Origin of the sequence: Paenibacillus sp. D9, from assembly GCF_001188365.1 — a bacterium.
Taxonomy (GTDB): domain Bacteria; phylum Bacillota; class Bacilli; order Paenibacillales; family Paenibacillaceae; genus Paenibacillus_O; species Paenibacillus_O humicus.
On sequence record NZ_JZEJ01000001.1, the window covers coordinates 3,351,785 to 3,363,945 of the forward strand.

General features: G+C 60.5%; 9 protein-coding genes. 7 read left to right on the forward strand and 2 right to left on the reverse strand.

Going from position 1 to position 12,161, the window contains the following annotated elements; genetic code table 11:
* Window positions 1-210: ribose-5-phosphate isomerase A (locus tag VE23_RS27390; RefSeq protein ID WP_232316966.1), on the forward strand; the 210-nt coding region annotated here is incomplete at its 5' end.
* Window positions 211-220: 10 nt separating this feature from the next.
* The gene (locus tag VE23_RS15125) at window positions 221-1,408 is read left to right on the forward strand and encodes an undecaprenyldiphospho-muramoylpentapeptide beta-N-acetylglucosaminyltransferase (RefSeq protein WP_084781514.1); all 1,188 of its coding nucleotides are present in this window, start codon (window positions 221-223) and stop codon (window positions 1,406-1,408) included.
* A 206-nt stretch (window positions 1,409-1,614) separates the two neighbouring features.
* On the opposite strand, the gene VE23_RS15130 is transcribed toward VE23_RS15125, so the two are convergent.
* Complete coding sequence (locus tag VE23_RS15130; protein ID WP_157053969.1) at window positions 1,615-1,917, reverse strand: hypothetical protein; 303 nt, start codon at window positions 1,915-1,917, stop codon at window positions 1,615-1,617.
* Between the two features lie 438 nt (window positions 1,918-2,355).
* On the opposite strand from VE23_RS15130, the gene VE23_RS15140 reads away from it, so the two are divergent.
* Entirely contained in the window at window positions 2,356-3,309 is a 954-nt protein-coding gene (locus VE23_RS15140) for an L-lactate dehydrogenase (protein ID WP_049868430.1), read from the forward strand.
* A 133-nt stretch (window positions 3,310-3,442) separates the two neighbouring features.
* The gene (locus VE23_RS15145) at window positions 3,443-4,753 is read left to right on the forward strand and encodes a deoxyguanosinetriphosphate triphosphohydrolase family protein (RefSeq protein WP_048748142.1); all 1,311 of its coding nucleotides are present in this window, start codon (window positions 3,443-3,445) and stop codon (window positions 4,751-4,753) included.
* 908 nt (window positions 4,754-5,661) lie between these two features.
* On the opposite strand, the gene VE23_RS15155 is transcribed toward VE23_RS15145, so the two are convergent.
* On the reverse strand, window positions 5,662-7,923 hold the full coding sequence (locus VE23_RS15155) for an MMPL family transporter (protein ID WP_157053970.1): 2,262 nt from the start codon (window positions 7,921-7,923) through the stop codon (window positions 5,662-5,664).
* A 188-nt stretch (window positions 7,924-8,111) separates the two neighbouring features.
* Here VE23_RS15155 and VE23_RS15160 point away from each other — a divergent pair, with 188 nt between their 5' ends.
* The 3 genes from VE23_RS15160 to VE23_RS27080 all read left to right on the forward strand — a co-directional run.
* Window positions 8,112-8,774, forward strand: coding sequence for a TetR/AcrR family transcriptional regulator (locus tag VE23_RS15160; RefSeq protein WP_049868433.1), 663 nt, complete (start codon window positions 8,112-8,114; stop codon window positions 8,772-8,774).
* 71 nt (window positions 8,775-8,845) lie between these two features.
* Window positions 8,846-11,119, forward strand: a complete 2,274-nt coding sequence (locus VE23_RS15165) for an ATP-binding protein (RefSeq protein WP_049868434.1) — start codon at window positions 8,846-8,848, stop codon at window positions 11,117-11,119.
* 68 nt (window positions 11,120-11,187) lie between these two features.
* A partial coding sequence (locus VE23_RS27080) for a YhgE/Pip domain-containing protein (protein WP_198156179.1) occupies window positions 11,188-12,161 on the forward strand: 974 nt, incomplete at its 3' end.

A 12,161-nucleotide genomic window follows, 5' to 3' on the forward strand; every position in this document is an offset into this window, starting at 1 on the left:
GACCGCGGCGGGGAGCCTGTCCGGACGGACAACGGCAACTACATTCTGGATTGCGACTTCGGTTGCATCACGGATCCGGGCGCCCTGGACGGCAAGCTGAAAAGCCTGCTTGGCGTCGTCGAGACCGGCCTTTTCGTCGGCATGGCGGATTCGGTCTATGTAGCCGGTCCGGACGGCGTCCGCGTTCTTCGGCGCGGAACGCCGGCATAAGGATCTCTATATGAAAATCATTATCGACAAAGACACCCCCGCCTCTACGAAAACAACGGGAGACACAGCCCGCCCGGAACAGGATAAGCGTTCGGAGCCGCTCCGGACGGGGCTCTCCGGCAAGAAGATCGTTCTCACCGGAGGCGGTTCGACCGGCCATGTCAGCGTCAATCTCACGCTAATCCCGGGCCTGCTGGCGGACGGCTGGAAGATCGATTATATCGGATCGGCATCCGGAATCGAACGGGAGCTGATCGAGCCGCTGGACGGCGTCGCCTACCACGCCGTCTCCACCGGCAAGCTGCGCCGCTATATCGACATGAAGAACATGACGGATGCCTTCCGGGTCGTCAAAGGCCTGGCCCAGGCCGCCGCCCTGCTGCGCAGGCTGCGCCCGGACGTCGTCTTCTCCAAGGGCGGGTTCGTCTCCGTTCCGGTCGTCATTGGAGCGAAGCTGAACCGGATTCCCGTCATCATCCATGAATCCGACGTTACCCCCGGGCTCGCGAACCGGATCGCGATGCCGTTCGCCTCGGCGGTCTGCACGACCTTCCCGGAGACGGCGGCCTATATCCGCAAAGGTCCGGAGATCGTGCAGGCCGGAGCTCTCGTGCGTCCGGAGCTGCTGCAGGGCGATGCCGCCCGGGGCAGGCGGCTGTGCGGCTTCTCCGCAGGCAAGCCGGTGCTGCTCGTCATGGGCGGCAGCCTGGGATCGAGGCGCATCAATGAAGCCGTCCGGGAAGCATTGCCGCAGCTGCTGGAGCAGTACCAGGTGGTGCATCTATGCGGCAAAGGACAGCTGCCTGAGGGCAGCCCTGTGAATGACGGTGCAGGCTACCGGGCATTCGAGTATTTGTCGGAGGAGCTGCCGGATGTGCTGGCGATGGCGGAGCTCGTCCTCTCCCGCGCCGGCTCCAACGCGATCTTCGAGCTGCTGGCGCTGCGGAAGCCGATGCTTCTGGTTCCGCTGACGCTCGCCCAGAGTCGCGGCGACCAGCTGCGCAACGCCGCGTCCTTCGAGCAGGCGGGCCTATGCCGAGTGCTGCAGGAGGAGGAGCTCACGGCGGCGTCCTTGCTGGAGCATCTGTCCGTCTTGGAAGAACAAAAGGCGGATTACCGCGAACGGATGGCCGACGCCGCTCCGGCCGACCCTTTGCCGCTCCTGCGAGGCATCATCGACCAAGCGGCTCGGCAGTAAGCCTCTTATCGAAAGTGCTTCCGCAAGACGATTTCATGACAGACCAAAGAGCCCGTTCCCGCTCGAAGGCCGCTAAAAAATGTCGCTGCGTGCGCGAATCGTTCTTCCAATCGCTGTTGTCCTTCTCCAGAACGATTCCGCACCCTCCGCTTGTTTTTCAGCAGCCCGCTCGCTTGCGGGCTCTTTTTCATTCCGAAAGGACGGCTTCAGCTTTCCTTGAGACTTTTGCACAGGGCATGGACAGCAAATAACAGCAGCCCGCCTGCAAGCGAAAACCGGATCAGGCCGATGAGTTGCCCAGAAGTAGCGCTGAAAGCATAGAGATATGATGTGTCCGAGCTGCCACCGCCCAAAACCGTCGTCAGTTTATAAAGGGCATATGCCGCATTGAACAAAAGCAAATGATAGGAAAGGGATAAGGCGGCAAGACCTTTATCCCTGCTTTTGCCGAAGGCGGCCGCAATCATGAAGACTGAAAATACAAGTACAAGCCCGTAAAGAAATCCCATCCCGCACCTCTCTTCTCCCTTTGACCTCCTGCCCTGGACGATCGATTGCATCATCCCTTGGAAAGGGCTGTGCAAAGGCTCTTTCTCTTTCTTTAGACGTTCATACAGCCGTTTGGTTGTTCTTCGGCTTTATTATTCTAACGGCGAGAAATTGGCGCGCCTCCTGCCCGATATCGGCAAGCAGGCGGATCAAACCGATTTCCGATCCCTGATCAATCCATGTCTTTCGTCCAAATGGAATCGCCGCAGGCGGAACAAAATAGGATACGTGGGGAGGGAGCAAGACGAAGGCATGCACAGCAACCAAAAACGGCTTCCCGAAGCTCTCGAAGCTTTATGTTAATTTCCCTGACGTGTTATTGACACAGAAGCCATATATCCTTCATATTGTGATTCATAGCGGTTATCGTGCTCAGGCAAGCGGGAGGAGCGGGGGATATGGTCAACAAGCTCAGGAAAGCAGCCATTGTCGGAGTGGGCCATGTAGGGGCGAGCTGCGCGTACGCGATGGTGAATCAGGCGGTATGCGACGAAATCATGCTGATCGGCCGAAACCCGAAGCGGACGCGGGCCCAGGCGCTCGACCTCTCCCATTGCGTCGACTTCAGCCATTCGCGGACCAAGGTGTACGACGGCACCTTTGAACAATGCGGTGATATGGATATCATCCTCCTGTGCGCAGGGGGCAATCCGATTCCGGGCGGAACCCGTCTCGACCTGCTTGAATCGGCCTATGAACTGCATGCGGACATCATCGGCAAAATCATGCAGAGCGGCTTCGACGGCATCTTCATCGCCGCCACCAATCCGGTCGACATCGTCACTTATATCGTCTGGAAGCTGTCCGGCCTGCCGCGGGAGCGGATCATCGGCAGCGGCACGTCCATCGACACGGCCAGGCTCAAGACGCTGCTCTCCGAGGACTTGCCGGTCGACCCCCGAAGCGTGCAGGGGTACATCATGGGCGAGCACGGCGAATCGCAGTTCCCGGTATGGTCGCATGTCACGGTCGGCGGCAAGCCGCTGGCCGATATCATCGGCCAGTCCCCCGGGCGCTTCGGCCATATGGACATGGAGGAGATCGCCCTGCGCACGCGCAATGCAGGGTGGGAAATCCTGCACGGCAAGGGCTCCACGCATTACGGCATCGCAGCGGCCCTCACCTCGATCGCCCGTTCCGTGCTCAACAACGACCACCGCATCATGGCGGTATCGGCCGTGCTGGACGGCGAATACGGGCAGCGGGATATCGGCATCGGCGTACCGGCCATACTGGGGCGGAGCGGCATCCAGGAAGTGCTGGAGCTTCGGCTCAGCGCCCAGGAGCAGGAACGCTTCGAACGCTCCTGCTCCATTATCCGGGCCGCCATGGATACGCTGCCTCCCTGGTAGGAACAAGTTGCCGGGATGCCCCTACCTTCCTCCGCTTCCGCTATGCTACAATTTTCGCAATACCGCAATCAGCAAGCGGGATCCGGCAAGTGCCGAATCCCGCTGGACATGGCAGCCAAGGGGGAACATAAACATGGATATCAGGCATATGAGGCTGGACGAACCGGCCCCGGCCACCTTCAGCGAAGAAAGAGAAGAATACGAGCGCGACTACGCCCGTCTTATCCAGTCCCCGGCGTTTCGACGGCTGCAAGGGAAATCGCAGGTATTCGGCGCCGGCTCCGGAGATTACTACCGGACACGCCTTACCCATTCCCTGGAGGTGTCCCAGATTGCCCGCGAAGCAGCCCGCCGGCTGGCCAAGCATTATCCGTTCGTCGAAAAGGGAGAGCATCCCGGGCTCGTCGTCAGTCCCGCCGTGGTGGAATGCGCGGCTTTGGCTCACGATCTGGGGCACCCCCCTTTCGGCCATCGGGGAGAAGAAGTGCTCAATCGCCTGCTGCAGGAGCAGTACGGCATGAAATATGAAGGCAATGCCCAAAACTTCCGCATTCTCATGTTCCTGGAGAAGCGCGCCGGCAGCGGCAGCGGGCTCGACCTGACAGCCGCGGTGCTGCTTGCCGTCAACAAATACCCTTTCTGCCTCGATGAGCCCGGCCGCCTCAAGGGAGTGTACGCACCGGAATGGGAAATCATTTCCGAGCTGCGCCGCAAGTGGGACATGCCGACAGGCGAGACGACGCTGGAGACGCAGCTGATGGATTTGTGCGACGATATCGCCTACTCCACCCATGACATCGAGGACGGCATCCGCGCAGGCAAAATCGGCATGAACCGGACCTTCTTCGAAAACGACCGGCTCCACGAGCATCTCGTTCAGGAGATCGCCCATGACGAAGGAAATCGGGGCTTTCGCTGGGATGAAGTGGACATCCCCGTCATGGTTCGCCGGGTGCTGGACGATTTCCTGGCTCAGTGGGAAGAAATCTACCAATCCACCGGCCGCGAGTCCTCGCGCACGCGCAGGGAAATCAAGGCCAGATGGGTAAGCACCTTCGCAGGCCGCATCGGCATCATCGACGACGGGGGCTGGAAGCGCGTCACCTTCGTCCGCGATGGCGCTCAGGATCTGGATCTGCTCCGCACGATGGAGATTCTGAAGAAGCTGGCCTGGGTAACTCTCGTCAAGGACTTCCGCGTCCAGCGGCTGCAGCTGCGCAGCGAGATCATGGTCCAGCGGTTATGGGAAAGCTTTGTCGATCCCGACATGGGCCGCTTGATCATTCCTCCCGATTGGCTCGAGAATTATGAGCGCCATTCGGGCAAATGGAGCTGGCCGCGCTTTGTGGCCGATTATATATCGGGCATGACGGACGCTTATGCGGAGAAGGTGTACGCCGAGCTGTTCGCCAGCAAGTCCGGCTCCATCTACGAGATGGATTGACGCCGGGAAATGGCCGCAAGCCCGACAAGATCAGTCATGAGCTCGGGCGCTGCGCGCTCCTCTGCCTCCCTTTTTGACTGCAAGTCCAATCTTGATTCCAACCTCAAAATCCTAGCTGAGACGCAGGTGTATAAATAGAACAACTGGGTACTTGGAGAACTTCGAACTAACTGGGTAAACGTAGAACATCCAACTACCTGGGTACACATAGAACGCTCAACCAACGGGGTGAACATAGAACTCCAACAAACCAGGCGCTCGCAGAATGTCCAACTACCTGGATGCTCGATGAAAGCCACCTGGGTGCTCATTGAACTTCCAACTCATTCGATTTGGTCTTTCGCTCTTGCTGACAATCCGACCTTCAATACCAATCCTAGCCGCACGAGATCTGGCTGCGCTTAGATGCCCCGACTGAACAAAAAAAACAGCCGAGCATTGCTATCGGACATCAGATCCGTTATTTCCTCGAAAATCGCTGATTCTCGGATTTATCGGACATCAGATCCGTTATTTGATCGAAATTCGCTCCGTAAGGCGATAAATGGCCAAAATAGCGGATCCTATGTCCGATAAATAAGCAAAAGACCTCTTTGCAGGCAAATAACGGATCCTATGTCCGATACTTGCAGGCAAGAGGTCTTTTGTTGTTTTGTCGGCGACATGCGTATGCGGCCTGTCTGAACAAAACCGGTAAAAAGAGCGGCGCCATAGGCCACATGGTGGCCCGCGGCGGTATTCCTCTGTTCAAGGCAATGTCCGCCATGGCCGGCTTCCATGTCTCTAGCTTCGCTTCGCCGCTCCGGCTGCCCGGCTCCCACCGCCCTAGCCTCGTTTTGGCTCCCACAAGCCTCGCCTTCGGCTAACCCTGCAGCCTCGCTGCGGCTACCCCGCCAGCCTCGCTGCGGCTACCCCTGCCGCCCAGCTTCGGCCGTTCCGGCATCCGGAACCTGCTCCGCAGCGGTCCGGTGCAAGCCCGCAGGCCAGAACGCCCAGCGGCCCAGCAGCGCGGTAAGAGCGGGAACGAGGAACGGACGCACGATGAACGTATCGAGCAGGACGCCCAGCGCCGTAATCAAGCCGAACTGAAGCAGCACCTGGATCGGCAGCGTGGCCAGCACGGCGAAAGTGCCGGCAAGAATGAGTCCGGCGGATGTAATGACCGGCCCGCTCTCGTTTACGCCCTCGGATATGGCTTGGCGGAGCGGCATATGCCGCCTCTTTTTCCAGATGCCCGACACCATGAAAATGTTGTAGTCCTCGCCCAGCGCCACCAGGAACACGAAGGCATAGAGCGGAATGGCCCCTTGTATCGCGTCGATTCCGATCGCCTGGAGGACGAGCCAGCCGAGCCCGAGAGCGGAGAAATAGCTGAGGATGACGGTTCCGATCAGGTACAGCATGGCGGTTGCCGAGCGCAGGTAGACAAGCAGCAGCATCGCGATGAGGCCGATGACGACCGGAATGATCAGCCTTGTGTCCGAGGCTTGCGTCGCCCGGGTGTCGTATTGGACCGCCGTCTGGCCGGCAATCCAGACATGGCCTGCCGGATCGGCGGCTCCCGTTCCGGCGAGAGCGCTCTCGGCCAATCTCCTCATCTCCGGAATGCGGTCCATCGCTTCGAGGGAATACGGGTTGAGGCTCAGCTCCACCGTCCAAGCCCGGATGTCGGGATCAACGGCTCCCTGCTGCGGCTGGGACACGGAGGCTACATAAGGCTGGCTCTTCAGCTCATTCGCGAAGCCGTCCATGCCGCCTCGTCCTTGCGTGTCCGCGATGATGGTGACGGGAGCCAGCTTCCCTTCGGAGAACTGTTCTCCGATGAGGCGGAAGCCTTCTCTGGACTCCATATCGGACGGGAACGAGGAAAGAATGTCGTACGTGAACTTCACCTGAGAGCTGACGGCAGCCAGGGAGCCGAGCAGCAGCAGGGAGATTCCGGCTACTTTCCATGGATGCCGGACGACGAGACGCCCGGTGAGTCCGGAGCGCCGGCTGCTGCGCGGAGAAGGCGCGGGCTTGCCCCGGCGTGCTGCCCGCTCCGCCGCCATCGCCGGCGTCCGCGGCACGAACGGCCAGAAGGAGCCGCGGCCGAGAATCGCGAGCAGAGCGGGAACAAGCGTCAGGCTGGCCAGCGCCATGACGAGAATCGACAGGCTGAACGGCACGGCGAACCGGTGAACGCCGCCGAAGCGGGCAAGCAGCAGCGTCAGCAGCGCGATGACGACCGTCAGGCCGCTCATCGCGATTGCCCCGCCGGCGTCGGATACGGCCTTGCGCAGCGCGGCCGCCTTGCTCTCCTCCTCCGTGAGCAGATGGCGGTAGCGGCTGATCAGGAACAGGCAGTAGTCCGTCCCTGCGCCGAACAGCAGCACCGTCATGATGGAGACGGCTTGCGAGTCGACATCGATCCAGCCCTGCGAGGCCATATACCCGAGGATCGGCCCCGTCACTCCGTAGGCGAAGCCGACAGCCAGCAGAGGGATGAGAGCCAGTACGGGGGATCGGTAGATGACGAGCAGGAAAACGAGCACCAGCAGCACCGTGGCGATCAGCAGAGAGACATCGGCGCTGCTGAACAAGGCGGTGGCATCAACCGCGATGCCTGCGGGCCCGGTCAATCGGGCGCTCGGCACCGAGGAATCCGCCGCTGCGGACGCAGCCGCGAACACGTCCTGGCCGCCGGCCAGCGCGTTGATCCGCTCCCGCAGCTCCAGCGTGCCTTCCTTGAGCTCCGGCGTGCCGGCCTCCGGCTTGAACGTCACGGCCCAGACGAGCGTACTGCCATCCTGCGACAGCTGCGCCCTCAAGGCCGGCGCCGGCAGCTTGTCGAGCGGCACCGCCGCCTGCTGATGGGCGACGGGCCGCGCCGCCACATCCGCCGACGCTTGCCGGATCAGCTCGAGATCTCCGTCGCGGAGTCCGCCTTCCCGGTGCCATACGACCAGCGCCGGCGTGCCGTCGTTCGAGGCGAATTCGCGGCTGAGCACCTCCTCTGCCTGAACGGAAGCGACATGCTTGCCGAAGTTGGGCGCGTTCTCGTCGACCTCGCTCCTTACGCCAGGAAGAAGCAGGCTGAGCAGGGCGGCCATCACGATCCATGCCGCCAGCGTCATCCACTTGCTCCGCCTGCCGGCGACAGCTTCCATCCATCGGTTCATAAGCCTCATCCTTTCGGTTCTGCATTCCGCCCCCGGTATGACCCCGAGCACGAAATCATGATAAAATAAGCTAGCCCGACTCGAAATGCATGATCGGGCAAACAAGATAACAGCCAAAGGAAAATCCTGTTTTCATTATATATACCGTAGGGTTAATTTTCAACGGATACCGATTTTCATAGAAAGGAGAGCTTCTTTTGTCAAAATTTTCCCATGCCGATTCCGATAAAGAAGGAACGCGCCGCGCGCCGGGCCGGCCGAAGGCGGAAGAGCGCGGAACTCCCGTCCGGGACCTCGTGCTGCAGGCCGCATCCATCCTGTTCATGGAGCAGGGCTACGAGGCCGTATCGCTGAACCAGATCGCCGAGCAGTGCGGCGTCACCAAAGCATCGGTATACTATCATTTTACGAGCAAGCCGGTCCTGTTCACCGCCTCCGTCACCGATATGCTGCGCAAGGCCAAGGCCGGAACAGAAAGGCTGCTGGAAAGCGGCGGATCGTTGCGGGAGAGGCTGCTCCGCATCGCCCAGGTCCGGCTGGCCCGAAGCCAGCATGCCGAGTTCGAAACGCTGATGCGGGAAGCGTCCCACTGGCTGACGGCGGAGCAGAAAAATGAGATCCGCGAAGCCGAGGACCATCTCCACCAGCTTCTTGCCGTCCATTTCCGCAAAGCTGTCGATGCCGGAGAAGTAAAAAAGGGCAACCCTCTTCTGATGGCTCATCTCTATACCGCCCTGCTGATGATCGGCAACCGGGAAGCGGCGCAAGGGATGTACGGCTCCATCGACGAGCTGGCCGATCAGATGATGGATCTATTCTGGTCCGGCATCGATTCCGAACGTACGCAAGAGAAAGCGTGATGGTCCAAATCGTCTGCCGGCACCCGATCCTGAAGGTCATCTTGGCTATGTGAGGAGAGAAAAAGCAGGACATGTCGATCAAACTGAAGCTATCCGCTCTCATATCGTCAGTCGTTGTCCTGATTTTGGCATTGAACCTGCTCGTTTTCTCCCTGTATTCGACCGGGCAGCAGGACAAAGCGGTCGAGCAGCAAATCCGTACGGCCGCCGATCAGATCCGCTTCTCCATGACGCCGACGCTGCGGACGGCTTATTACCTCGATGCCGCCGTCTCGGAGCGGATGCGTGTCGCATCCATTGCCGCCATCGGCCTGCTGGGACCCCGCTTGGCCGACGTCGCCCCATCCACCCTGCTGGAAAGCGCGGCCAAGCTCAACCTGAGCTCCCTGTCGCTCGTTCAGCGCGAATACGGCGGCAAGATTGCAATCAAGGCCTCGTCCGATTCCGATCTGGAGGGCAAGACGATCGGCTCCGACAGCCTCAACGGCAAGGTCGTCAGCGACCTGATCGGCAGCAGATACGCGTATGTCGACCGGGGAACGAGCCTCCAGAACTACTGGTGCGATTCGCTCTTCTACTCCGAGAGAGGCTACAAATCCAAGCTGAGCTTCTATTACGACGGAACCGCCGACTACGTCGTGCGGATCTCCTACAATGTGCAGCCGATGGTCGACAAGCTGACCCCGATCCAGGACAACAGCAGCATCGACGATATGATTCTCGACTCGCCGGGTCTGGTCGAAATTACAGGCATCAATGCGGATCTGGTGCCCGGTTCGGACAGCGGCCAGCCTTCCGAGCTGCAGCAGGCATTTCCGGACAACGCCATGGAGTTCGGGTCATACCGCTATGTCGACAGAGAGAACGATTATGCCTTGATGGAAAAGGCCAGCCAGACAGGCCGGCCGGTGTACAACAAAACCGAGCTGCTCGGCAAAAAGCTGCTGCGGGGCTATATCCCCTTCAATGTAGACTCCATCCGCAGCTACGTCATCATCGTTTCCCTGGATACCTCCTTGTACGGAGAGTCGCTGAACAAGCAGTTCTTCCTGCTGCTCGCCATATCGATCACGCTGCTGATCGTCGCCATCTCGGCCAGCTACCTGATCTCCGGCGTCGCCTTGCGGAAGCTGAAGCTCGTCATTCGAAGGGTCAACGCGGTGGCCAAGGGAGACTTCAACAAGCCGATCCGCCTCAGCAGCAACGACGAGATCGGCGAGCTGGCTCAAAGCGTCAACCTCATGGCTTCCAATATGAGCGCATATACGAGCAGGCTCAAGGAGTCGGCGGAGGAGCTCCGCCACACCAAGGAGCATCTGGAATCCCTCGTCAGGCATACGAAGGACGCCATCCATACGTACGGCCTCGACGGGAGGCTCATGAGCGCGAACCGCGCCTTCGAAACGATGCTGGGATGGTCGGAGCAGGAGCTCATGGATGATCGTTCGCCTGCCTCTTTCCCACCCGTGAACGAGGAGGAAATACGCCGAATGATCGCAAGCGTGCTGAATGGGGTCGCCTATATCGACGCGGAGACCACGCTCGAGACCAAATTCGGAGCCCGCATCGACGTGAGCACGACGGCCTCGCCGATTCGAGACCATGACGGGACGATCGTCGCGGTATCCTGCATTTCCCGGAACGTGACGAACCGCAAGCATACCGAAGAGCTGCTGCGGCGGACGGAGAAGCTCTCCGTCGTCGGACAGCTGGCAGCCGGTGTCGCCCACGAGATCCGCAATCCGCTGACGACGCTGCGCGGCTTCGTGCAAATGCAGATGGAGGGCAAGGAGCTGAGTCCGTACTTCCTGTCGATCATGCTTTCGGAGCTGGACCGGATCAACTTCATCGTCAGCGAGTTTCTTGTGCTGTCCAAGCCCCAGGCCAATCATTACCACAAGCAGCGCATCGCGCCGATGCTGGAGGATATGGCGCTCCTCCTGGAGCCGGAAGCCAATCTGTCCGGAGCCGCCATCGAGCTCAATCTGGATAGCGGCCTCCCCCCGATTCTATGCGAGCCGAACCAGATGAAGCAGGTGTTCGTCAACGTCATCAAAAACGGCATCGAGTCCATGGCGGAGACGGGCGGCGTGCTGAAAATCGGCTTGCATCGGGACGATGCCGGATATGCCGTTGTCACGGTCGAAGACCAGGGAAGCGGAATTTCCGAGGAAGACCTGCTTCGTCTGGGCGAGCCGTTCTTCACCAGCAAGGAAGGCGGCAACGGGCTCGGGCTCATGGTCAGCCAGCGCATCGTCAGCAATCATAAAGGCACATTCGCCATCCGCAGCCGTATCGGCCATGGAACTGTCGTCCGCATCAGCCTGCCCGTCCTCTCCGAATGATCCTCCCGCTCTCCCGGGATACTAGGCACAGACAAGCTGCTGCCGCAGCATCTGGGAGGGCGGAAATCATGAAAACGATAGTCAGCATTGCCGCAGAGGATTGGCGGCGGATCGGACGGAACTGGACCGCCTGCGTCATCCTGGGAGGCCTCGCCCTGCTCCCCTCCTTGTACGCCTGGTTCAATATTCTCGCCTCGTGGGACCCGTACGGACGCACGTCCGAAATTCCGTTCGCCGTCGTCAACGAGGATGCCGGATACCGGCTCAGTCCGGCGCTTGGCGCCGCAGCGGGTGGAGAAGCGGGCGGCATGCTCCGGGCCGGCGACGAAATCGTCAAGGCGCTGCGCGCCAATCCTTCGATCGGCTGGCATTTTGTCGGCGGGAAGGAAGCGCTGGACGGCGTTCGGGACGGCACTTATTATGCCAGCATCCTCATTCCGCCGAACTTCTCCGAGCGGATGGCCAGCATCCTCTCGCCCAAGCCGCTGCGGGCGGAGATTACGTATACCGTCAATGAAAAAATCAATGCGATCGCTCCCAAGATCACCTCTTCAGGAACGAATACGATCATCAAGAATTTCACCGAGCAATTCTCCGAAACGGTGAACGGCACGATCTTCCGCCTGTTCAACGAGCTTGGCACCGAGCTCGAACGGGAACGGCCGGCGATCGAGCATGCGGAGCAGCTCGTGTACCGGCTGGAGAAGGAGCTGCCCGAGGTGAACCGGATCGCTGCCGTCGCCCGGAAGGATCTGGGCAAGACCGCCCAGCTCACGGCGGAGGCGCAGAAAGCGCTCCCGTTCGCCGAGAAGCTGACCCGGGAAGGCTCCCGCTTCGCGGACGGAGCCGGGACGTTCCTGCAGCACGGCAGCGAGGCGCTTCAGGCGGTATCTCCCGCCGTGAAGCAGAATTTGCTGCTCGTGCAGCAGGCTGCGGCGGCGCTGGAGGCAGCCGCAGCCGAGCTTGGCGAAGGCGGCGCGGACAATTCCGCCCGCGCCGCCGAAGCTCTCGCCGCAGCGGCCGCCCGCATCGAGGCGGGCCG